Annotated in this window: 17 protein-coding genes and 1 pseudogene; 6 read left to right on the top strand and 12 right to left on the bottom strand. The window is 55.3% G+C overall.

Features of this window, described 5'->3' with window-relative positions; translation table 11 throughout:
- The first annotated feature begins 9 nt into the window (after nt 1–9).
- Genes ACOBR2_RS08710 through ACOBR2_RS08690 form a run of 5 tightly spaced genes read left to right on the top strand, consistent with a single transcriptional unit; the run spans nt 10 to nt 9614 of the window.
- A complete protein-coding gene (locus ACOBR2_RS08710; RefSeq protein ID WP_420239631.1) occupies nt 10–2904 on the top strand; it encodes a DNA methyltransferase in 2895 nt (964 codons plus the stop codon).
- Between the two features lie 3 nt (nt 2905–2907).
- Nucleotides 2908–3993 (top strand): DUF3644 domain-containing protein, encoded by a 1086-nt coding sequence (locus tag ACOBR2_RS08705; protein WP_420239630.1) that lies wholly within the window; start codon nt 2908–2910, stop codon nt 3991–3993.
- Complete coding sequence (locus ACOBR2_RS08700) at nt 3990–6845, top strand: DEAD/DEAH box helicase (protein ID WP_420239629.1); 2856 nt, start codon at nt 3990–3992, stop codon at nt 6843–6845. Before ACOBR2_RS08705 ends, ACOBR2_RS08700 begins: the two co-directional genes overlap by 4 nt.
- On the top strand, nt 6838–8844 hold the full coding sequence (gene pglZ / locus ACOBR2_RS08695) for a BREX-3 system phosphatase PglZ (RefSeq protein WP_420239628.1): 2007 nt from the start codon (nt 6838–6840) through the stop codon (nt 8842–8844). The genes ACOBR2_RS08700 and pglZ overlap by 8 nt, the downstream gene beginning before the upstream one ends.
- On the top strand, nt 8841–9614 hold the full coding sequence (locus ACOBR2_RS08690) for a hypothetical protein (RefSeq protein ID WP_420239627.1): 774 nt from the start codon (nt 8841–8843) through the stop codon (nt 9612–9614). Before pglZ ends, ACOBR2_RS08690 begins: the two co-directional genes overlap by 4 nt.
- Before the next feature lie 165 nt (nt 9615–9779).
- On the opposite strand, the pseudogene ACOBR2_RS08685 reads toward ACOBR2_RS08690, so the two are convergent.
- From ACOBR2_RS08685 to ACOBR2_RS08655, 7 genes and pseudogenes are all read right to left on the bottom strand, one after another.
- Nucleotides 9780–10553 (bottom strand): annotated as a pseudogene (locus ACOBR2_RS08685) (PDDEXK nuclease domain-containing protein); the annotation flags it as partial.
- Between the two features lie 68 nt (nt 10554–10621).
- Nucleotides 10622–13339: a MobF family relaxase gene (gene mobF / locus ACOBR2_RS08680; RefSeq protein ID WP_420239626.1), complete on the bottom strand. Its 2718-nt coding sequence runs from the start codon at nt 13337–13339 to the stop codon at nt 10622–10624.
- Nucleotides 13340–13342: 3 nt separating this feature from the next.
- Complete coding sequence (locus tag ACOBR2_RS08675; RefSeq protein WP_420239625.1) at nt 13343–15334, bottom strand: type IV secretion system DNA-binding domain-containing protein; 1992 nt, start codon at nt 15332–15334, stop codon at nt 13343–13345.
- Complete coding sequence (locus ACOBR2_RS08670) at nt 15327–15728, bottom strand: hypothetical protein (RefSeq protein WP_420239624.1); 402 nt, start codon at nt 15726–15728, stop codon at nt 15327–15329. Before ACOBR2_RS08670 ends, ACOBR2_RS08675 begins: the two co-directional genes overlap by 8 nt.
- A 162-nt stretch (nt 15729–15890) precedes the next feature.
- The gene (locus tag ACOBR2_RS08665; protein ID WP_420239623.1) at nt 15891–16226 is read right to left on the bottom strand and encodes a hypothetical protein; all 336 of its coding nucleotides are present in this window, start codon (nt 16224–16226) and stop codon (nt 15891–15893) included.
- Nucleotides 16213–16569 (bottom strand): hypothetical protein, encoded by a 357-nt coding sequence (locus ACOBR2_RS08660; protein ID WP_420239622.1) that lies wholly within the window; start codon nt 16567–16569, stop codon nt 16213–16215. Before ACOBR2_RS08660 ends, ACOBR2_RS08665 begins: the two co-directional genes overlap by 14 nt.
- Nucleotides 16563–17546, bottom strand: a complete 984-nt coding sequence (locus ACOBR2_RS08655; RefSeq protein ID WP_420239621.1) for a CpaF family protein — start codon at nt 17544–17546, stop codon at nt 16563–16565. The genes ACOBR2_RS08660 and ACOBR2_RS08655 overlap by 7 nt, the downstream gene beginning before the upstream one ends.
- 21 nt (nt 17547–17567) lie before the next feature.
- Here ACOBR2_RS08655 and ACOBR2_RS08650 point away from each other — a divergent pair, with 21 nt between their 5' ends.
- Nucleotides 17568–18017, top strand: a complete 450-nt coding sequence (locus ACOBR2_RS08650; RefSeq protein ID WP_420239620.1) for a GNAT family N-acetyltransferase — start codon at nt 17568–17570, stop codon at nt 18015–18017.
- Between the two features lie 9 nt (nt 18018–18026).
- Here ACOBR2_RS08650 and ACOBR2_RS08645 read toward each other — a convergent pair whose 3' ends face one another.
- The 5 genes from ACOBR2_RS08645 to ACOBR2_RS08625 form a co-directional block, all read right to left on the bottom strand.
- Nucleotides 18027–18512, bottom strand: coding sequence for a single-stranded DNA-binding protein (locus ACOBR2_RS08645; protein WP_420239619.1), 486 nt, complete (start codon nt 18510–18512; stop codon nt 18027–18029).
- Nucleotides 18506–20719 (bottom strand): tyrosine-type recombinase/integrase, encoded by a 2214-nt coding sequence (locus tag ACOBR2_RS08640; protein WP_420236291.1) that lies wholly within the window; start codon nt 20717–20719, stop codon nt 18506–18508. The genes ACOBR2_RS08645 and ACOBR2_RS08640 overlap by 7 nt, the downstream gene beginning before the upstream one ends.
- Nucleotides 20716–21909, bottom strand: a complete 1194-nt coding sequence (locus ACOBR2_RS08635) for a tyrosine-type recombinase/integrase (RefSeq protein ID WP_420236292.1) — start codon at nt 21907–21909, stop codon at nt 20716–20718. The genes ACOBR2_RS08640 and ACOBR2_RS08635 overlap by 4 nt, the downstream gene beginning before the upstream one ends.
- A gap of 452 nt (nt 21910–22361) precedes the next feature.
- Nucleotides 22362–23045 (bottom strand): VirB8/TrbF family protein, encoded by a 684-nt coding sequence (locus ACOBR2_RS08630; protein WP_420239618.1) that lies wholly within the window; start codon nt 23043–23045, stop codon nt 22362–22364.
- Between the two features lie 18 nt (nt 23046–23063).
- Nucleotides 23064–23918 (bottom strand): type IV secretion system protein, encoded by an 855-nt coding sequence (locus tag ACOBR2_RS08625; protein ID WP_420239617.1) that lies wholly within the window; start codon nt 23916–23918, stop codon nt 23064–23066.
- Between the last annotated feature and the right edge of the window lie 8 nt (nt 23919–23926).

Here is a 23926-nt window from a genome sequence, read left to right as displayed (position 1 = left end):
GAAAACCTGATGGCGAAGAGTACAGAAGATCAAACCAGTTTTGATATGCAACCTGTTGCAGCGGCGCAGGGACCAGTCGAGTGCCTCGGACAGACGTTTGAAACCGACGAGAAGCGCCGTGAATACTTTATGGAGAAGCTGCGCGACAAGCTCAAGGACCCAGAGTTTCGCAAGATTGAAGGATTCCCCATTGGCTCGGACGAGGACATCCTGGCTCTATCTGACCCGCCGTACTATACCGCCTGCCCGAATCCGTTTATCGCCGACTTCATTAGGTGCTATGGCAAGCCCTACGACCCAAGCAAGCCATACAGCCGGGAGCCGTTCGCCACAGACGTAAGCGAGGGAAAGAACGACCCGGTTTACAACGCTCATTCCTATCACACAAAGGTTCCCCACAAAGCGATCATGCGATACATTCTCCATTACACTGAGCCGGGCGATGTAGTATTCGATGGGTTCTGTGGCACGGGAATGACGGGCGTTGCGGCACAGATGTGCAATGATCGGGCCATGGTTGAGTCCCTAGGCTACAAGGTGGACACAGACGGCGAAATTTCGCGCCAAGAGACGGACGAGAGCGGAAAGGCTCACTGGGTAAGGTTCTCCAAACTCGGAATGCGGCGATCTGTCTTGAATGACCTATCACCAGCGGCCACACTCATTGCATATAACTACAATGCACCCGTAGACGTAAGCGTTTTCGAGCACGAGGTCAAACGAATCCTGACAAAAGTTGAAGAAGAATGTGGGTGGATGTATGAAACCCTTGACACCGACGGCAAGACAAAAGGAAAAATTAACTACACTATATGGTCGGATGTATTCGTCTGCCCCGAATGTACACATGAGATTGTTTTCTGGGATGTGGCCACTGATAAGAAGGAAGGAACAGTAAAAGATGATTTTTCTTGTCCGTCATGCAAGGCGAAGCTGACCAAACGGATGATGGAGCGAGCTTGGCTAACAAAGTTCGATAAGGCAATTAACGAAACGATTCACCAGGCCAAGCAGGTCCCTGTACTCATCAACTACACCGTCAGAGGCAAGCGATTTGAAAAGGCGCCAGACAAAAGTGATCTAGCTCTCATTGAAAAGATTGAGAACAGCAATATCCCGTATTGGTTTCCTTCAGATCGTATGATTGAAGGCGGTGAAACGAGGCGCAATGACCCCACAGGGATTACACATGTACATCATTTCTTCACGAAGCGAAATTTATGGGTTCTTGCTCGCTTTTGGAGCTTGGTCCAGTCTTCAGAGATTAGCCGTTTTTTGAGCCAGTTTGTTTTGGGAAGCCTTCGGATTCTAAGCAAGCAAGCTAAGCACAATAAGGAGAGGCGCGTTGAGAACAACGGCCTAGGGTGGGTTAACGCTGGTGTAATGGGTACGCTTTACGTCTCCTCATGTCCAGCGGAGCAGTCCGTTCTATTCTTCTTTCATAAGAAAGCCGACAAGCTTCGGTCGTTTGGTAAAGCAAACGACAGTTTTGCCTTGTTTAATGCTTCAACCACGTCATCTGCAGTTGCAGCTAACTCGATAGATTATGTGTTTATTGATCCTCCATTTGGATCCAACCTTAGCTATTCTGAATTGAGCTACATTACGGAATCATGGCTAAAAGTCAAGACAAATAATACATGTGAGGCCATTGAAGATGGCACTCAAAGCAAAGGCGTCGACGAGTACCGCGAACTGATGGCTGAGTGCTTCGTGGAAGTGTATCGAGTGCTCAAGCCTGGTCGCTGGATGACGGTTGAGTTTTCCAATACAAAGGCATCGGTCTGGAACAGTATCCAAACGGCAATTACGGAGGCTGGGTTTATAGTGGCTAATGTCTCTGCATTGGACAAGCAACAAGGAAGTTTCAAGGCCGTTACTACGCCTACCGCCGTTAAACAAGACTTGATCATTTCCGCGTACAAACCAAATGGAGGTTTTGAGGCTCGGTTTTTGAGTGAAGCAGGAACGGAAGAGGGCGTTTGGGATTTTGTGCGCACACATTTGAAATACCTTCCGATCATCAAGCGAGGGACTGACATTACTAAATTGGTTTCTGTCGCTGAACGTGATCCGCGCATTCTTTATGATCAAATGGTGGCTTACTTCGTCCGCAAGGGATATCCTGTTCCGCTGAATAGTTCGGCCTTCCAGGAGGGTTTGGCGCAACGTTTTTCTCCACGCGATGGTATGTATTTTCTTCCAGAACAGGTGTTGGAATACGACAAGAAGAAACTCACAGCAGGAGGCATGGAACAAATGTCTCTCTTTGTCTCAGACGAATCCTCCGCTATCGCATGGTTACGCAATCTACTCAATGAGAAACCGCAAACGTTTCAGGATATCAATCCGCTCTTTATGAAGGAACTCGGCGGCTGGCAGAAATATGAAAAGCCGCTAGAGCTATCAGTTTTGCTGGAGGAGAATTTTCTTCGGTTCGATGGTTCGGGACTGGTACCTGAGCAGATTCACGCTTACTTGTCCAGCAATTGGGCGGAGATGCGGAAGAAGGCTAAGGACGATCCGGCACTCCTGTCCAAGGCGAAGGATCGCTGGTACGTGCCAGATCCAAACAAGGCAGGCGATTTGGAGAAGCTGAGGGAACGCTCGCTCCTCAAAGAGTTCTGGGAGTATCTGCCTCCGGGCTACAAGCACGCCAAGCCTGATTCCCAAGAGGGATTCATCCCAGGTCTGGAGCCAAAGCCCGCGCCAATTGCTAAGGGAAAGAAGATGAAAGTCATTCGCCTGGAGGCCGTCCGGTGTGGGTTCAAGTATTGCTGGCAAAATCGCGACTACCGCACCATCATCGCCGTTGCACAGCGTATTCCTGAGGACATCCTTCAAGAAGACCCGAAGCTCCTCATGTGGTATGACCAAGCGGTCACGCGCTCGGGAGAGGATTAACGAATGCCGAAAGCCAAGAGAGATGTCGCCGAGTTGAAGGGCCGCGCCATCAACTCGCTGGTGCTCGGGATCGAGTTGTTCAACAGACCGCATAATGACGGGCGTGCTGAGGGCGTGTTGATCCTATTGCATCACGCCTTCGAGATGCTACTCAAAGCGATCATTAAAGATAAGACTGGCGTCGTTCATCTGAAGAGCGAGAAGTATTCATACGGTTTCGACAGGTGCCTAGAAGTAGCCCAGAACCAAATCAAAGTGATTTCAGCTGATGAACGCTCAACCCTGTCGATCCTTGATGCATATCGCGACACCTCTGCTCACTATTATCAAGAGGTATCGGAGGATCTTCTTTACATTCAGGCTCAAGCTGCGGTCACGTTGTTTGATGATTTATTGTCCCGCGCGTTCAATGCAAAGTTGGCAGATTTCATTCCGGCAAGAGTGCTGCCCATCTCAACGCGACCGCCCAAGGACTTTAAGCTTTTGATCGACAGCGAACTGAGCCAAATTGACACGCTTCTTAGTGCTGGAAGTCGCAAAGGAATTCAGGCGGCTGCGAGGTTGCGGCCTATCCTGGCATTAGCAACGGCCTCTCGTGACGATGCCGAGCGGGTTACCGAATCCGAACTTCGTAAGGTGGTCAGTAGACGAAGGCGCGGAGATGATTGGAGCATCATCCTGCCAGAGGTTGCACAATTGAAGCTAGATACTGATGGTAATGGTATTTCCGTCTATCTGAGGATCAAGAAGGACGCTGATTTGGCGGTTCGAGTAGCAAAGACAGGCGATCCTATTGTTGGCACTGTGATTAAGCAAGAGGTCAATATCTGGGACAAGTTTAATCTCAGCAGGGATGATCTTGGAAAAAAGCTCAATATATCCGGGCCAAAAATTAGCGCCTTGATAATTGAGCTAAAGATTCAAGAGGATCCTGATTGCTTCAAAGTGCTGAGGAGGAAGTCCACCACTTTTAAGGGATATAGCAAACTCGCGTTGGAGAGATTGGAGTCGGCTATTGCCGGTGGAATCAATATTGAAGCTACTTGGAAGAAGTACAAAGACCGTTTTAGCGGCAGGAAGCATAAATGATTGCACAGTGCGCTATCGGCGAGTGGTACTACAGCACAGACCATGAACAGGTCTGTCAGGTCATCGAGGCTCAGGCACTGTGGGGCGAAACGACATGCCGCGTGTGGCTGCCTAGTCGCGACTCAGTGGTCCGTATCCTCGCATCGAGGCTTCAGTCTATTGAGGACGCAGGCACCGCGTCGCCGGACGGAATCGCCTACATTGCGGCTGCCGCACGGGTGGCCGACGCACTGACGCATGACGTGCTGCTTGCACCAATTGAGTCTGCCGTCATCCCACTTCCGCATCAGCTTCGCGCGTTGTCCCGTGCCATAGCCAACGACCGTGTACGTTACCTCTTGGCAGATGAGGTCGGGTTGGGCAAGACGATTGAGGCCGGCCTGATCATGCGGGAGCTTAAACTTCGCGGCTTGGTCAAGCGGACGCTGGTTGTCGCCCCCAAGGGGCTTGTGAGCCAGTGGGTCAGCGAGATGCGCTTTCATTTTGGTGAAGACTTTCAACTGGTGCTGCCCGAGGACATCAAGACCCTCAGGCGGATCGCCCCGGCAACAGGCTTTGATCATGGCGATAAGGACAATCACGACGCGGAAGTTCTCCCTGCCAACGCATGGCAGATGTTCTCTCAGGTTGTCGTCCCGATCGATTCAGTCAAGCCCCTGGAAAAGCGCCGCGGATGGACATCGGCTCAATTGAATGACCACAACCGCGAACGGTTCGAGGACCTGATCTCCGCCGGTTGGGACCTGATCATTGTGGATGAAGCGCACCGGCTCGGAGGCAGCACTGACCAAGTGGCCCGCTTCAAGCTGGGCCAAGGGCTAGCCGAGGCCGCGCCCTATTTACTGCTGCTTTCCGCAACCCCGCACCAGGGCAAGACGGACGCTTTTCACCGGCTCGTATCGCTCATCGACGCCAAGGAATTTCCGGACATCAGCAGCGTTACTCGCGAGCGGGTTCAGCCGCATGTTATCCGCACCGAAAAGCGGCAGGCTATAGATGCTGATGGCAAGCCGCTGTTCAAACCTCGGCATACTCAGCTCATTCCGGTTCGCTGGGAAGAGCGTCACCGTACTCAGCAAGCTCTCTACGAGGCTGTCACCGAATATGTCCGTGAAGGCTACAACCAAGCCATGCAGGAGAAGAAAAGCTACATCGGCTTTCTGATGATCCTGATGCAACGGTTGGTGGTCTCCAGCACCAGCGCCATTCGCACCACGCTGGAAAGGCGGCTCGAAGCGCTTGCCACACCGCAGCAGCAACTGACGCTGTTCCCGGTCACTTCCGAGGAGGATTGGGCAGACCTGGACGGCCAAGAGCAAATTGAAGTGCTGATTCGCACTCGGCTCAAGGCGCTGAAGAACGAACGCGCTGAGGTTAAGCTTTTATTGGATACCGCTGCCCGCTGCGAACAGATAGGTTCAGATGCCAAGGCCGAGGCATTGCTCGATTGGCTCTACCGTCTGCAATCTGAGGAGAATGACCCAGAATTAAAGGCGCTCGTATTCACGGAATTTGTGCCCACCCAGAAGATGCTGCACCGCTTCTTGACGGAGCGAGGGTTCTCAGTGGTCTGTCTGAATGGCTCGATGGAGATGGACGACCGTAAGCGCGTGCAGGAGGCATTTGCTAAAGATGCCCGCATTCTCATCTCAACCGATGCCGGCGGGGAGGGACTGAATCTTCAGTTTTGCCATGTGGTATTTAACTATGACATTCCATGGAATCCAATGCGTCTTGAACAGCGGATTGGCAGGGTTGATCGTATTGGCCAGGCCCATGTGGTCCGTGCCATCAACTTTGTCTTCGAGGGTTCGGTGGAGCACCGAGTCCGCGAAGTCTTGGAGGAAAAACTCGCCATCATTTTTCAGGAATTCGGAATAGATAAGACCGGCGACGTACTTGACTCAGCTCAAGCAGGCCAGATGTTCGACGAAATGTATGTCGAGGCGATTCTCAATCCTGAGAAGGTGGAAGGGTCTGTGGAGAGCATGGTTGCTCGCTTGGAAGAGCAGGCACGCGAGGCACGAAGAACTGCGTCAGTGCTCGGTGCAACCGAGAATCTGGAGCCAGGTGAAGCCCAACGACTTCTGACTCACCCCTTGCCACATTGGGTTGAGCGTATGACCGTGAGCTACCTGAGAGCCCATGGCGGCCAAGCCGAAAGAGGAAGTCAAAGCTGGAACCTCACATGGCCCGATGGTGAGACATACGAAAATGTAGTCTTCACGGGCAAGGAAGCTGACAGACTTCCGGCGTCCAGGCATCTTACCTTAGAAGAGTCGAAGGTCCGCGGATTGACTATGCGGTTGCCTCGATTTGCTCCAGGGCAGCCGGTTTCTGTCGTGTTGATACCGGGTCTTTCCGAAAAAGTCCATGGGGTTTGGTCCTTGTGGCGCATTGCAATTGCGGCTATGGAGTGGAATCGTAGAAAGATAATGCCTCTCTTCCTGGCCGACAACGGAATGGTTTATATGCAAACCGCTAGGCATGTGTGGGATCAGCTCCTCGCGACAGACGTTCGTGTCTTGTCTGTACAAGATTCGCAGGATTCCCAAACTGCCTTTGTTAGGCTTCAGAACGCAGCGGAAGAGCAAGGCAAGCCGATCTATGAAGAACTTGTCCGTGAGCACCGGGTCCTCATTGCGCGTGAACGAGAGAAAGCCAATTACGCATTTTCCGCACGTCGCAAAACTGTTCGGCGAATCGGACTGGTTGAGGTGCGCAATTATCGAATGAACCAACTTGCCCAAGAGGAGCTGAATTTGCATAAGCAGCTTGATCAGAAAGCGTACGCCTTTCCTGAAATGGTACCGCTGCTTGTGATTCGGGTGGATGGCGGTGACCATGAGTAGCTGGCGAGCTCAAATATTAAAGGAGTTCACTCCTAATAGTGCACGGCTCACGCTTGTGGCTGACCCAGACGGGCTACTGCTTGAAGAAGGAATTCTCCAAGGAATTCGCGAACGAGGATTCGAGCTAGTTCCGTTCGAAGACAGCGTTACATTTCGCTACGCTTACGAATCGAAGTTTCGATCCCGTTGGGACCGAGGTGAGCAAACTGACTTAGTGGTCGTATTGCGATCTCAATCGACTGACATCAGCGGCTTACCATTCGATCTCCTCCTTGCAGGTCGGAAGCTCTCGTTCAGTCTAGGAGATTTGTTTCCAGGCCTCAGTTATCCTGTCGTGGCTGCTCTGGATCGTGGAGATTTGGACACGTTGTATCTGGCACAGGAGCAGCGTGCGCCCGGTCTATTGGGCGACAATGCAACAAAGGAATTCGTGCTCCGGCATGTTTTTGAAGTTGCTCCCGAGTTGATTAAGCAACCATCTGACCTCTTACGCGTCCTTCTACGGCGGCATTATCGAGATCAACGAATCCCAGACGTTTTGAACGAACGATTCATCCAACTGCTTCGTCAAAACAGTATCTTCGATGGTTGGCCACTTGAGGTCCTTGTAGCAGACCGAGAAGCATTCTTTGCATTTCTTCAGGAACGTTGGCCGATTTTTCTTGATCGCCAAATAGAAAAAGGTGAATCTGGCGAAAGTAAAGCCAAAGGGGCCTACAGTCTGGCTATCAAGGGGCCGGCGGACATTCCGTTTGAACACCAGGATATTCGAGTATACATCGATAACCTGTTTGTTGAAGGTATGCTACATCCAATCTCGCACGAGCTTACTGATTCGCTATCTCGTAGCTGGGCATCCATTGGAATTCTAACTGCCCCGGTTGACGATAAGTATCGTCGGCTTGGCAAACTCATAGCTGGCTTGCAGATATCCATTCCCGCTGATGACGCAAAACATACAGACTGGTTTCACTTCGCCCGTACATGGGCTGAACTCGTTGTGCTCATGGCCGAAGAACCTAACATCGCTCCAGGAGAAACAAATGAGGCAGCAAAAAGCTTGCAGGCTAGTATGGACGCAGGCTTCACAGCGTGGCTTTTGAAGAGATATGCGGGACTTGTCAATCTTCCCCCAGTACCTCCTGTCATGCTGCATCATCTGCCGCGGTTTCTTGCCCGCCAGACGGATCAAGACCATAGGACAAAGCTGGCACTGATCGTGATGGACGGACTTGCGATGGACCAATGGCTAATAGTTCGTGATTCGCTTGCGCAACAGCAACCTGAGTTTGGATTTCGGGAAGAGGCAGTCTTTGCTTGGATTCCCTCTCTCACTTCAGTATCGCGTCAAGCGACCTTTGCAGGTAAGGCTCCCATCTTTTTTCCAAACAGTATTTGGACGACGGACAGAGAGCCGGTGTTATGGACGCAGTTCTGGGCAGATCAGGGCTTCACGGAAAACGAGATTGTTTACCTTAAAGGACTGGGAGACGGATGTCTAGAGAATGTTTCTGACGCTGTCTCTCATCCTAGAGTAAGGATCGCTGGGCTTGTTATCGACAAGATTGACAAGATTATGCACGGGATGGAGCTAGGCACTGCAGGAATGCATAACCAAGTTGGCCAATGGGCCAGGGGACCTTACCTGAAGACCCTGCTCAATCTTCTTTTGGACAATGGATTCCGTGTATATCTGACATCTGACCATGGCAATATCGAGGCTGAAGGGTGCGGTCGTCCGACGGAAGGAGCTGTAGCAGACTTGCGAGGAGAAAGGGCCCGCGTCTATCCCGATGCCGCGCTTCGTGACAAGGTTAAGATCAGCTTTCCTACCGCATTGGAATGGAACCAAGTTGGCCTCCCTGAGAACTACTTTCCACTCCTAGCCCCTGCGCGGCGGGCGTTCATTCAAGAACATAAGCAAACCGTGTGCCATGGCGGCATTTCAGTCGAGGAACTGATCGTTCCCTTGATTAAAATCGAGAGAAGGTGCGAATGAGCACACGGACTAACCAAATTGGATTCAGTCAACGTGTGCGTCTCGAATGGCTGGAGCAGACAGCTAATTTAGTCCTTTCTGGGAATAACAAGGCTTCAGTTAGCGGTGCTTTGCAGAAATTGCTTGAGAACAAAGTGTCCATCGGTGGGAAGGCCGAACGCGGGAATCGCGAGAAGATCATCACGATTCTGTTGAGAACATGGCTATCAGTTCCTGAAGATCTCCAAGCTCTAAGGACTGAAGGGTTGGAGCTGCTCAGAAATGTTCCTAGTCGTGAGCACCTGGCCATCCATTGGGGCATGGTGATGGCAGTGTACCCATTCTGGTCCGGTGTTGCATTGCAAGCAGGGCGGCTCTTAAGGCTTCAGGGCTCAGCAGTTGCAGCTCAGATTCAGCGTCGAGTCTGCGAGCAATACGGTGAACGGGAGACCGTTTCCCGAGCAACTCGACGCGTACTGCGGTCATATATTGATTGGGGTGTGCTTCAAGAAAGCGGCACAACAGGAATGTATACCACCGGGCCAACGCTGACCGTTCATGATTCTCAACTGGTTGCTTGGCTTGCCGAAGCATCCCTCTATACAAGGGACAACTTCGCGAGTTCTTTAAGGGATTTGATCGATAGTCCCAGCCTCTTCCCTTTTCGAATAATGCCAATCACGACCGAGAGTCTTGTGGCTGCTTCGCCCAAGCTCGATGTTCTGCGTCATGGTTTAGACGATGATCTCGTGATGTTGCGAAAGCCGTGGACAGCCAGCAGTTCCAAGTGACGCAGGAGCAGCGTGTTGTAGCCGGTGCGGTTGGAACAATCAAGGCATATGTCTTCCTCCGAAAATGGCGCAGCGGTAAGCTCCAACAGAATGTGTGCTCAATTCACTGTTGTAGTTGGCGCACGGGGGAGCAAATGAGCTTTGATTACCATTTGTGTTTCAACCAATAGACAGCCGGCGCTGACGGCCTACGAACGCAAAATCGTCGCCCAACTCTAGCAGGAAATCGGTGAGGTGCTGGATGAGCGCCTCCTCCAATTCCGATTCGGAGTATTCGTCCTTGAGGTCGAGGAATTCAAGGACGAACGGATCTTTGATGGCTGCTTCGGGCGTGATTGCATCTCCTGGTTCGGCGGTCTCAGCCTTTTCCAGCATGGCGGCTTTGTTCTTAGAGAGCGCGATGCGCTCGTAGAATTGGCTGTTGATCTGGCGGTCAAGCTGGCGAACGGACCACCCCGACCGCAACGCCTCAGCCTCGTAAAAAGACCGCGCTTCTGGGCGCTTGACGGAAAGCAGCCGGACGTAGGCAGACCAGGGCAATGCAAAGCGAGATGCAAGGGCCGAAACGGTTGAAGAAAAACTGTCTATGGCGCTGAGTTTAATGGCGTTTATAGATTTCCCAGACAGTGTCTGGGAAATCTTCTGTTCGGGCCATGCCAGATAAAAAGCGCGCATTTGTCCCAGGTTTGCTCGTCCAAATCCTCTGCCGAATTGCTGAGTTAGATCACGGGCTAATTGCTCGACAAGCTGTTCGCCGTATTCGGCACGCTGCTCCCCGCCTTGCTCGAAAATTACAATACGGCGGCCAATCTCCCAATAGGTGGCGGTCATGATCGAATTGACATTTCGGGCGGCAGCGGAGCGCGCCGCTTTGAGCAGTTCGACGATTCCAGTGCGGATGTTGTCGTAATTCTCAGGCATGGCTATCAGGTCAGTCATTGCAATTCCTCCGATAAACGCGGACGTTGTGGAGGCTTGCGCAGCCTCCATTCTACTGTTTGCATCCGTCATATTCCCATGCCGATTTCTTGGGAAACGGGAGCAGGTTGATTGATCTCCAGCGCAGAAGTCTTGGAGACATCGGCGCTGAGTTGTGGGCTGAGCTTGGCGAGGTCGTTGGTAAAGAGCGTGGCTTCATGGCTGGCGCGGGAGATGGAAACGTAGCCGAAGCGAGAGTTGAGCAGATCCGGATGGACGCCGGTATCGGCGTTCACAAGGACACGCTCGGCGGTGAGTCCCTGGGAACTGTGGCTGGTAACGGCGTAACCGTGATCGAAATGGCGATGTTCTGTGGCGTCGAATTCGATCTGGCGGTCGTTGTCGAGACGGGCTGAAATACGGCCGTCCGGCGAGATGGATTCGACGGAGGCAAGATCGCGGTTGGCGACGCCAAGCGCCTTGTCGGGCGCGGTGAACTGGATGCGGTCGCCGACGGAGAACTCGCGGTCAATCTCGCGGTAAACGCTGACGCCGGTCAGGCGACGCGGATCATAGGAAACCTCTCCGCCGGAGGATTTCTCGACGGTGAGCAGGTTGGCGGCGGGGTTGATCGCAGCTACGGTTCCGTAGCTCCCGGCCTCCATGCCGATGGCCTGGCTGCCACGTGAATAACGCACCACATCGTTGATCTCGTAGTGGCTGGCCCAAGTGCGTTCAGCGCCGGTCATGTCTTGGCGCTGAACGAGCACCCGGAAGGTGCGATCCTCCGGCGCAAGGGTTCCGTTGGCTTTCAATTCCTGCCGCACGGCAACATTCAACTCGCGGCGGGAGGCGTTGTCGGGAGAAACAATCAGCGTCTTCTCTGGCGATTCGACATAGGCTTTGGCGATGGCACGGATGCGTTCTTCTGGATTGGATATTTCTTTTACGCGGCACTGCTGCTGGAGCGATTCGAGTGCTGCGGAAACTTGCCCCTTGGCTAGCATTTCGACGGCTGACTTCAGCGCCGGGTCTTTCTGGCGCACGATTTCGTCGAGTTTGGCTGTCCGCATCCCAGCTTCCTGCAACTGCTCGAAGGGGCGTCCTGCTTCGACACCCTGGTGCTGGCGCGTGTCGCCGATCAGGAGAACGCGGTCGTTGGAACCAAGCCGCGCAAGGAACTCGCGCATCTGATTGGTGCTTGCAAGGCTCGATTCATCGACGAGGTAAAAGTGCTTTTGTTCGGCTGCATCCGGCTTGGCGGAATGTGCAAGAAAGCCTTGCAGGGTTCCCGACTCGACGCCAGCTTCATTCAATTGTCGTGCGGCGCGTGAGGTCGGGGCGAAGCCCTCGACAGTGTAACCTCGGGACTCCGCAGCTTCACGGATCACAGAAAGTGTCGTTGTTTTGCCAGCCCCGGCGTAGCCTTGAATTCCCTGAACACGGTCGGGAGCGCTCAATACATCCTCGACCACGGATTTCTGCGCCCGATTGAGATACTGGTGTTGGTCGGCAACAGCAATCGCGTTCGAACGGGACAACACAGGTTCAATCTGATTCCGTTCTTCTGTTACCCGATGGACGATCTCGTGTTCGGCTTCGATGGTCCTGGCGGTTGTAAACTGCCGCGCCGGTGTATTCTGCCCATGGTCTACAACCTGGAATTCTCCGGCTGCGAGGCGGGCATCAAGATTGCCGCGCACCTGGGCGTAGGTAACTTCACCCATGCCACGGCGGAGACCGTCACGAATCAGGGTGCGCTCATCGACGACGGCCTCGCGCTCGAAGTTTTTGTCGCGGGCGAAGGTGAGCGATTCGCGCACGCGGTCGATGGTGTTGACGGGCTTCTGTTGATGCTGAAGCTGTTCGCGCGCAGCGCGGACAACGGCTTCGGCTTGGTGCCCGAAGTCGGCGGCGAGCTTGCGATGCGCCGCCATGACTTCGCGCTGCGAATGAATCTCCTTGCTGTCACGGGTCGAGTGCGCGGCAATCTCCGCTGCCTCGGAGCCCGTGCGCCCGGTGCGTTCCAGGTACTCACGAATCTGCTGGCTGCGCGGGCTGGATGCGTCGAGATATTCCTGCGTATAACCCTTGATCTCCGGCGCTCCGCTGCGTCCGGTAATGATCTCGTAACCAAGTTGGCGAAGCCGGTAGGTCAACTCCGATTGATAGACGGCAGTTGCAAACTGCTGAGACTGGAATAGCCCGCGCTCCTGAAGGGCGCGAAACTGGCCGTTATCGCGTTCGGTCATATTGAAAATGACGGCGTGCGTGTGGAGTTGTGGGGCAACGTACCCATCGACCGGACGCGCAGTATCATGCTCGAACTTGGCCGCAACGAACTTGGCGGTTGTCTCCGCTGGGTTGTTCCCGCCGATGCGTGCTTGCGTGTACTGTTCAAGCTGTTCGAGAGCGATCTTGACGCTTTCGCGGTGCGCCACTCGGACATTCTCATCCCCGCCGACAAGCGCGGTGAGCGAAACAGATTTTGGCGCGGAGAAGGTCGCATCCCACCCGGCGCGATGCTCCATCGTTTTGACCGTCTTGCCGTCCGCATCCATATATTGATAGGAGGCGCGCTGGCGGACGAGTTGTTCGCCCGTCTGCGGATGTTGTCCCTGGCTCAGTTTGGCAAAATCTTCGGCGGAGACCGCCCCGGCAAGGCCGAACTGCGAAGCAAGTCGGCCTTGCCATTCACCCTGAATCTCACCGCGCTGCGACCAATAATTCTGTTCCTTGGCGGTGAATTCTTTCGCGTGATAGTTCTGCGCCTGGCTCGCTGAAAGCGGTTTGGAAATGGTGAGCATGGCTTATATCCTCGGTCCGAATGCCAATTCGGTCTGGTTCTTATCAGGTGATTTTTTCGTGGCTTTGACGACCGGCGCTGGTTTGGGTTTAGCTGCATCGACTGCGGGCACCGCCACCGGAACAGACGGTTCTGGCGGTGGTGTCTCTTTCACTGGCGTTTCTTTCTTCGGTTCGCGCACGATGTAATCGTCCTTCAGCCGTTCGATGAATTTTGGTTTTGTCGCAGGAATATCCAGCACGGAAAAGGAGAAGCGGGCAACGTAGTTGCCATGCTTCAGATAGGCGTGAAGGTTGTCCAGGCCGCTGATCTCAGAGTCGAGAACCAGCGGTTCGGTCTGGCGGTCGAGCGAGAAGTTTCGAAAGCTCCGGCTGCCGTCGAAGTGCGTTTCCTTCATGCGTTCGATCTCCACTTTGCCGATGGCGCGACTGACCCATTCGGCGGCGTTCGGCTCCGTTGTCTTGAGGAAAATCTTGGTCGCCGGCTGGGAAAGCATGACCTCGGCCAGATGCCCGTAGATGACCTCCAACTGTGCCTTGCCCTGAAAGCCAAGCACGATTGGATTGCGCGACTTGCGATTCTCGGTAATCGCAGTATGAAGCTGCGGAAGTTTCTGCAAGCTGGCCAGTTCGTCCAGCACAAACCATACCGGGTGCTGTTCCGGCTTTGGTGCACTGAGCAGCCGGAGAACAAGCATATCGATCCACAAGCTGTGAAGCGGGCGGAGTGCCTCGCGCTCTGCTGGTTGCGAGGTAATAAAGATCCAACCCTTGCGTTCCTTCGACCACTCCCGTGCGGTCCACTCCGACTTGGCTTCTTCTTTGGTGGGCAGCAATCGGAAGCTATCGGCGATCAGGCTCAGCGAGCCGAGAACGCCGGAGCGCTGCTGCGGGGCCGATGGATCGATCAGCGACGCCAACTCCGTATTTTTGACGCGATGGTCGATCTCCTCCGGGTGCGACATCCAGTTGACCAACTGCTGCGGCGTGGGCAGGTCGAGCAACAGGTGCGCAAAGATTTTCTGTGGACTTTCGATGAAGAACTCGCCCTTCCGCTCGTTGGTCGGCTGGAAGAGCGAGGCCGCGATGGTGCGTGCTTCAGCGCGGCGAACAAGCTCCTCCGATGGTCCCCAGTAGGGGCAGCGGCGGTCGAGCGGGTTGAGCACGATGTCGCCCCGGCTCTCGTCGTAAAACCTCTCGATGAACTCGCAGGCGGGATCGTACAAGATGGCCGAATGGCCACGCGCCTGAATCTGGCGGAGCATCTGCATGATGATTGTCGTCTTGCCGCTGCCGGTGTCGCCGATGATCTCGAAGTGCTGGTCCTCGGCCAGCAGGGGAATGCGCAGCATCTTGTCGCATTGATCCACCTTGAGGCCGATGCCGGTTCCCCCGATGGCGTTATTGAACTGTTTTGGCGTGACAAGAATTGGTCCCTTCAGACGCCGTCCATACTTCATCTGCTTCCGGCGGCGAATGTCCTTTGTGATCGAGAACGGAAGTTGCAACAGCAGCGCAACCAAGCCAAAAACAAGCGGTTGTTCAAAGATGCTGGCAACGGTATCGCCGGAATAAATTTGTTTCTGGAGCCACGCATGGAGCGGCTGGTTTTGATAAACGGTCTGTGCGCCGCGATAGAGAGAAACCATACCGCGTTGGCGAGCAGTATCCGAAAGCGCCAGCGGGATCGGCTTATCGTTTGCCTGCGGCGTGGAACCTGCCTGCACATTGGCATTCAGCGCATACCACGCCTTTCCGCTGGCGTCGGAGACAAGCAGAACCTGGTACTTTCCCGAGGAACGAACACTGAGCGATATGGAGGTCTTGATGTACGTCGGCAGGTAGTATCGCTCCAACGGATTGAGCGCAATCGCAAAGCGCAGATAGACGAAAAATCCCGCCGCAACCAGCGCAAGAAAGATCGCGCCGTAGGTGTAGATCGGTTGGTGCGATGGCCAGATAATCGTTTCTTTCCTGCCAAAATTCATCTCAGGCATGGTTTGCCTCCTTCTTCTCCTCGATGTACTGCGCGATGACTTCCTGCGCGGCCTGGCGCTTGGTGGCTTTCACGTTGCGCATCAGGTCGTCATACTGTTCGGCGCTGATGTGCTCACCACAGACAATTGGTGCCAGAGCATTGGTGAGAAAGAGTTGCAGGCCGATGATTTCGGTCATGAGTTGGTCCGCTCCAAGGGCAATTGAAGGCGAATGAATTTCAGTGAGAAGAACCTCCCGGACCCATTCGCCCAACGCGCGGCCATTTGCTTCGGATGCCGCCGTTATCAGTTCCAACTCCTGCGGCGTAATTTTTGTGCTGAGTGTAACGGCACGGCGTGTGCGGCCTTTGAGCTTCCGTGTCGTAATGTGTCCTGTATCTGTCAAAGCAGTCATGAACGCACCTCCTGTGCGATCAATTTCGGTAGCTCGTTAGCTACCGTGTTTTCGCAACCCTTTTGTTTTCAGTAGTAGCCAACGAGCTACAAAAGTAGCTCGACAGCACCCTTTCAGGGATGGAGTGTCGAGATAAACCCGGTGCGGAGCACCGAACGGGCATCAAACCGCTCCATCCCTGCTGCGTGGGCGTGAATCACTGGCGGTATCCACCCCTCTTGTAGGCTTGGTACGACGCGGCTGAGGCTCTGCACCATCGCCATTCTGAGATGGGCGACGGACACGAAGGCTCTGCGCAGAGCGAGCGGCTTCCGGGGTCCGAAGGTACTCCTGGAAGTCGCGGTCTTTGGCAAAGACATAGGCCAACGCCTTGTCTACCACATCGTCAGCGGAGACGTGGAGGAACGCGGCGTACTGGTCGATCTGCTCGGCGGTGGTCTGCTCAAGGCGGATCGTGGCAGAAATCTGGTGGGTTTGAACGATCTCAAGCAGCGGCATTTTTAATCTCCTTTTGGTGTGCGATTACGGGTTGATTAGCAAGGTGAATCTCCGCCCTTGCAGCCGAGAGAATCTCGACGGCATAGACGCGGGCAACGTCTGGGGAAAGCTCGAAGCGACGGCGGACTTCGAGCATGGTGAGAAGGTCCGCAATCGGGAAGCCATCGACAAGCCAAAGGCGAGCCGATGCGGTGTCCGCAAGCCGGCGGGAAAGGACAGCGGAACGGTGCTCTTGAGAATGGCGCGAAGCAAGCTCGCGGGCGAGATTACCAGTGCCGTTCGCGGCCTGAAAGGCAACGCGAATGCAGGCCGATTCATTGCGGGAAACAGTCGCTTTCAGCATGGCTTGACCTCCGTGATTGCGCGGCTTTCAGCCCGGAATACCGGCTCCAACCGGAAGCTCTGCGTACTCCGGTCATAGCCGTTCAATTGCAACACTTCGCGTACAACGCGGCGGCCCGGCTCGCGGTCCACATGAACAACGAAATCGACAGCCTCGCCGATCTCCGCTTCAATGTCCGAAAAGGTCGCCTGAGCATTGCTGCGAAGGACGAGATTCGCAAAGCGCCGTAATGCCTTTGCGGCCGAGTTGGCGTGGATGGTGGCAAGCGAACCGGAGTGGCCTGTATTGAAGGAATCGAGCAGAGTGCGCGCCTCGGTTCCGCGCACTTCGCCCAGAATGATGCGGTCTGGACGCCAGCGCAGAGCGGACTTCAGCAGATCGTCGAAGGTGATCTTGGTCTTGAAGGTATCGGTCTGGCATTCGGTGGCCAGGATGTTCGGCTTCTGAATGTCCAGTTCGGAGGTATCCTCGATGACTACGATGCGCTCGTGGTCGGGAATTGCGTTGGCCAGAATGCGCAATAGCGTGGTCTTTCCGCTGCCGGTTCCGCCGCTGATCAGCAGCGTCTTGCCGTTGCGAATCTGCTCCTCAAGGAACTCCGCAAGCGGTCGCGTCAGCGTGCCGCGAGCGATCAGGTCATCGATGGTGTAATGGCGGCTGGTGAACTTACGGATTACGAGCGCCGGAGCTGGCCGCACAACGGGCGGAATGACTGCCGCAAGACGGCTTCCATCCGGGAGCTGCGCGTGAAGCAGGGGATTGTCCTCGTCGAGCTTCTTGCCGAGGTTGTTGGCAATGACTTCGAGGCCGGTGCGAAGTTTGCCGGCGTCGAAGGAAATCGATAACTCCTGGTGGATGATTCCGTCCCGTTCATACCACCATGATGCGTCGGGATTGCCCATGATCTCGCTGATGTTCTCGTCGAGCAGGAGCGGCTCGATGGGCCGGAGAAATGGAAGAATTAATTCAAAACTCATGAGTGATATATCCTTTCTGGTATGGAAGGCTTATTCATCCGCGAAGCGACTGCTAATGACGTGGCTCAAATTCTCTTGCTCTACCAAAATGCAGGAATTGAGTCGGAGGAACCTTTCACGCCGGAAGAAGCTCAGAAACATTTCGTCGTCTTTACGCAATACCCGAACTATCACGTCTTTGTGGCAACACTCGAAGAGCAGATTGTTGGCACCTATGAACTGCTCGTCATGGACAATCTTGCCAAGCATGGGCGACGCTCCGGGGTGGTGGAAGATGTGGCTGTCTCTCCCGGGCATCAAGGCAGCGGAATAGGTCGTGCCTTGATGCAACATGCCAAGGCGCAATGCCAGCAGGCGGGCTGTTACAAATTCGTGCTTTCGAGCGGTGTTCATAGAGAGGCGGCACATGCGTTTTACGACTCCTTGGATATGAAGCGGCATGGTTTTAGCTTCCTAACTGAACTGGATTGAGGACGTGCCCTATTCGGGCACGTCCTCGGTTGTCTCTTCCGCCTCTTCCGGGGCGGCCTTCTCGGCGCGGTCGAGCTTCAGGATCGAAGCCACGCGCACTTCCCATACGCGCTGCTTGGCGCTGGTCTTCTTGTCCACGCGCTCGCGGCTGCGCAACTCGCCATCGATGGCCAGATGCGCGCCCTTCGTGAGCGTCTTCGCGTACTCAGACAACTTGCCCCAAACGATGCAGCGATGCCATTCGGTATGGCCCTTGTATTCGCCGGTCTTCTTGTCCTTGTACGAACTCTTGGTGGCAAGCGAGAGAACGGTGAAGCTGGCGTTATTGGCGGTGTAGGTGGTGGCGTTTTGGCCGAGGAAGCCGATGAGTGAAATGCGGTTCTTTATGTGGAATTGGGGCCGCTTTTCCGGCGCGTTTCGGACCGCGGCCACTCGCCGGTGGTGGGAGTCCACCGGCGCGGGTGGGTGTGATTTGAAGATAGTTGCGATTAGCATTTGTTGTCACCATTGCGTGCCTGGAGAGCAGGCGCGGTCTCGATTTGATATAGGCGGTCAGGTGTCGGAACATCGGCAAGCTTCCCGATGAGCGTTTCGTAGGCTGCCAGGCCCTGCTCGACCGCCTCCAGTTCAGGTTCGGAAAGAGGGATCTCTTGCCGCAACCGGAGGAGATTGGCCGTGGCCTCCAGAACCTGAGCCCGCGTAGATTCTTTTGCAACGTAGAACGAACATTGGGCGCAGGCCATACGATGCGGGCATTGATCGAAGAAGTCGTAGGTGCAGTATCCGTGGCCCAGATCGAAGAACTTCCACGCCTCTTCGGTCGCCAGCCCCTTGCGAACCACATCCTGGTCGATCAGCACTTCGATCGCCCGGATGTTCCGTTCGAAGTAGCCAGCCTTCTGAAACGATTTGGTCAGCTTCGACGGATTGATCTTTGCGTAATGCTGCGTGGAAGATGGATGCTTGTGCCCCAGCCACTCCTGGATTTCGAAAAGCGACATCGGCTCGCGCGCATTGAAGAGCTGAGTGGCGATCGTGCTGCGTGCTCGGTGACTGGTTATGGGGCCACGGACATCCTCGTGTGGGACACCAGCCTTGATGCACAGCGAGGGGATCAGAACACCGTTGAGGTAGTTATCGCCCAGTGTTTTGGAACGATGCGCAAACAGGTAATCAACCTGCTCACCAGTCTTGCGATCCGTCAGTTTCGCTTGCGCGGGTCGCTCTTTTTCCCATACTTCGATCATTTCACCAACGGTTGCATCCACGGGCTTTGTGAACGCAGTGCTGGTCTTGTTGACCGGAACCGACAACAAGCAGACGCGCTCCCCTGGAGCATCTTGCTGCCATCGTATGCAGCCCAGTCGAAGCCGCCGGATTTCGTCCCAGCGCAGACCCGCGAATAGCCACACGACGGATAACGCCCGCACCAGGGGCAAGGGATAGTAGTGCGCCGCGCCGCGGCCTTGGGCCGACAGATCCGCCGCTGCGATATTCAGTCCGGCCCAGATCAGTTTGGCCCATACATCGTCGGACAGGATGCGGGGATTGCGGTCGACAAGTGATTGCAGGGATCGAGGTGCTCGAAACGCACCGTACGGATCGAAACGGCGCGGAATGACTTCCCATTGTTGCAGGTCGCTGAAGAACCTCCGCAGCGTGGATAGCGAGTGGATACGAGTGTGTGCGGCCATGAGACGGCCGGCGTTACGCACTTCTGCCACAGGACGATGTGCCCATTCACCGCTCTTCTGCTGGAGACACATGGCAACGGCTTCGGCGGCCATAGAACGTGTCCACTCTGCCGGACTTGTCAGCTGAGGATACGTCGCTTGCATCCATCGACCCACTGTAAGGATTCGATAGTAATGGCGAAGCCGACAGTTGGGGGTCAGCGTTGATGTGTCATGCCAGTACCGAGCCAGACGCGCCCATTCGTCAGGAACATTCGCAAGGATGACCTCGGGAGTGCCAAGCATCAGTGAAGGTCGTAATCCCAGACGGCGAATCGGGCTCTCGATGATCCCTTTCGATACCAGCAGACGTGACAGCGCGATTATGCACTGCTCCAAAGCAACAGTGCCGCCTTGTTCTTGTATCTGGAGCAGTGCGCTCTCCGTAATGTCTTCTATGCGCGGAGAGTGCACGATGAGCAACAACTGCGCCAGAGTGAGCGGCGCTATCCGCAGCGTGCGGGCGCGGTAGCCAAGATCGCGCAGTCCAGCTTTGATTTGCCTCTCAGCCTCCGCAACAACCTTGAACCCGAAGACCCGGCGCGCCAGACATGAAAAAACATGCCGCCGTTTGGGGAAGCTCGCCAGCGCATCAAAACCCCGCAGCAGGAAGGCCGCTGCGACGATGTGATTGCCGTTATGTCGACGCGATTCAACGATCTCGATCCACTCCTCGTCTGTCCAGGCCCACAGAGCACGATTACGGCGCCCCATCTCTTCCAGCAGGTAAAAGACGAGAGAACGACGTTTTTGTCCCTTGTACTCGATATGATCGAAGACGTCGTGCAAGGGACGTACAAGCCGGTGGACAACATCGAGCGACGGCTGCCTAGTCTTACTGAATTTGCTCCGCAACGGCAGTTCCACTGCGAGGAAGTGGCGCTCCCTGGCAGTCAGGCTGTGTGCCCGATCGTATTTTGTTGCGTCGACGGGCCAGCTCCACGTGTCGGTTGTTTTCTTCGCACTCATTGAAACAGCCTCCCCATTGCTTCCAGCCGCTGCTGATGCAACTGCTTTATCGTGGAGTTGAACCTGGCCGCCAGATCGCGTGCGCTGAGATGCACATAAATCATCGTGGTCTCGATGTTGCGATGACCGGCGAAGGTCGCGATTTCGTGGATGTCCCAGTCCGCTCGCGCGAGATCGGTCAGACAGAGGTGTCGTAGAGTATGCGGCGTGAAGGCTGGAGCCACCGCGCGTTTCGCGATGGCGGTGACGACCTTGGACCACGCCCACATCGAGACGGGTTGTGCGCGGTTGCGCGGTGACTGCGAAAGGAACAGCCGCCCGCGCTGCCGGCTCAGAGTGCGGCGGTGTTCCAGGTACTGGCCATACAACTCATCGGTCGTAACCGAATATGGCAGGACACGCGACCTCCGGTTCTTGGTGGTCTCTGCGCGCACGCGGATCGTGCGCCGCGATGGATCGATGTCCGATGTTTCGAGCAGGCACAGTTCCTCCCGGCGAAGACCGGCATCGTAGCTCATCGCCAACATCAGGCGGTTGCGGATTGGTTCCTTTGCAGCCTCGGAGAGAATCCGGCACCATTCTTCCTCGGTTGGAATCGTGGGAAGCCGATGCTCTCGTTGCACCAGAGACCGCGCCGAACGACCTTCTCCCCGGCGGAACGGGTTTCTTGTGCAGCGCTCCTCTTCCACAAGGAAGTCGTAGAACATCCGAAGCACCGCCAGATGCTGCTGGATGGTCGCGTTCGCCATCCGGAGGTCCGGTTCTCCTTCGGTAGACGATGGCTTTACCAGATTCCGAAGACAGGCGCCCACGGTTTCCTGCCTGATCTCGTGCGGTTGCTTGCCTTCGGCGCTTAGGAATCGCAGGTATCGCTCCAGGTTGCGGCCGTAGGCATCCAGCGTGTTGAGGGCAAGACCTCGGCACGCCTGAAAGCTAAGCCAGGCGCGGGCATCTCTGTGGCCTGCGACGAACGGTATGCGATCCCATCGGATCTCACTGACAAGTTGGCTCGACTTCATCCTCTTCTCCGTGGCGCTGAGATGTGCGGACGGTGCGAGCCTGAGGAACTGGGCACCGGCCGCCATTTCATCCTTGCACCCGCGCCGGTGGACTCTCGCCACCGGCGAGTGGCCGCGGCCCGAAACGCGCCGGAAAAGCGACACCCAATTCCACATAACTGTCAGATACATGGTGAAGTCTCCTGAGTTGGATTCCCGGATTGGCCGGGTCACCCCTTGGCGAAGCCCGAGCGAGGAGCCCGACTCCCAAGTGCCAAGCCGCGCATTCTGGAGCAGGGGCCCAAACTCGCTTTGGGAGAGGAGTCCGGGAAGCAGAGCGGCGTAGTGCCGCCGGGCGTCGGATAAGGCCCGAAGCGTGTGACCGGACAAGCAAGGGAGGAAACGGGAAGACGAACGCTTCATGGCACGCATAGCAAGAGGCATTCCCGGCAAGCCAGCCTTACGCCGCATGACGCGGAACCGTCTCTTTGCCGCTTGTACAAGGACCAGTTGCGGCGATGGGCCATACTGCTTCATCGCCCGTGAGGATGCGTTGTGCCGTCTGCGAAGAAACGAAGGGCGTAGCTGCCGCGATTTGTGGCCGCGTGTGGACATGAAACACCTCGTTATGGGAGTGGCTTCGACTACTCGAACGCCTGGTCGGCCCTGAAGCGGACGATGGTCAATCCGAGAGGATTAACCGCCAGCTCATTGTTCTTCACGCTGTCGCGGAAGACGTAGGTCACGCTGGCCGTCCAACGCTCGCGCTTGAGTTCGGTATGATCCGCCGTATTCGTGTAGACTTTCTCGAACTCGACGCGCGCCGAATAGGGCGACTGCCGCAGGTCGTCAAGGACGACGTTCTTGACCTCCACATCGACATACGGAAGCGTGCTGTCCCGGACGTAGTTCTGGATGATGCTGTCCTTGCGTTCCTGCTCGATCACGGCACGCTGCACGTCGCTGTTCAGGAAGTAGAGAGCGTTTGTCTGGTCACGCTCAATCGTGAAGCGATTGCGCGCGAAGTACAGTTCCGCCCAGCGCGTGAGATAGTATTTGTTCTCGGCTTCCTGCGGGCGGTATTGGAAATTGCGATAGTCAATCGCCTCGGCGCGGCCAACGTCATTGATGCGGACAATCATGGGGTGCATATTGGCAAGCGCTTGCTGACTCTTGTAAGCAAGCGCCGCCAGTGCGAGAGAGACCGCGCAGAGGACAAGAATCGTCACCTTCAAATAGGTGTTCATGACCAGCGGGTCGCCGTACTGTTCCAAGTACCGCTCCGCTGCGCGGGTGATGTCGGATGTTGGTCTGGTCATGGTTGCCATTTCGTTGCCTCCTTACTGCTACACCGCTCGGATAATCGCGGCGGTAATCAGACCGCCCATTCCCATGCCGTGTCCTCCGGTATGGCCAGAGAAGAGCGTCGCGGTCATGGTGGGAATCTTGAGCAGAACGAAGCCGGCAACAATGCAGAGAATGAGTAGGCCCGGCATTACGTAAATCAGATTGGAAGGACTGCTCACGTTCATTGCGCCGCTGGTGAGATAGGAGATGAGAAGGTGGCTCATCACGCTCATGGTTGCCGCGGCTACGACCTTGTAGAACTCGAAGCCAAGAAAAGCCTTGAGCCATCCCCAGAAGAGAAAGTCGGTTTTGTCGAAAACCATCCACGGGATGAATACCGGTCCGAGCAGGCCAATGACCGCCGCTCCGATTGCGCCATAGGCGATGATGACGCCAATCAGCGCGGTCAGGATGCTGAGGATGATCTGAACCGTATACGTGCAGAGCAGGGTGTACGGCTCAGTCAACGAAGGGGACATGGTTCCGACCTTGCTCAATGCTGTGTGAATGGTGGTCTGCACTTCCTGCGTCGAGTCGCTTCCGATGTAATCGACAAGGCTGCTGGTCCCACCGCTGATGAAGCTCTTGAGCGAGTAGCCGATGCCAGGAATCGAGCTGTCGTAGAACTTCACAAAGCAATAGGCGAAGGTAATCAGCATAAAGAAGCTGATGAACTTTGCGATGTTGAAGCCGGAGCCTCCCTGAGCCGAAGCCAATGATTCTTGTACACCGAACCAGACGAGCATGATTGTGGCTAGCGCAATTACCATCCGCAACCCCAGCGAGTCGATGGACGGTGACGCGGTTGATGTCATACTGTCGCAGCCGTTCTTGATGAGGATGAGGAAATCCATGTTCGCCG

The organism is Telmatobacter bradus (assembly GCF_048629425.1).
GTDB lineage: Bacteria > Acidobacteriota > Terriglobia > Terriglobales > Acidobacteriaceae > Telmatobacter > Telmatobacter bradus.
Note: the sequence above shows the minus strand (reverse complement) of the source record. Positions and strands in the feature narration are given on the sequence as shown.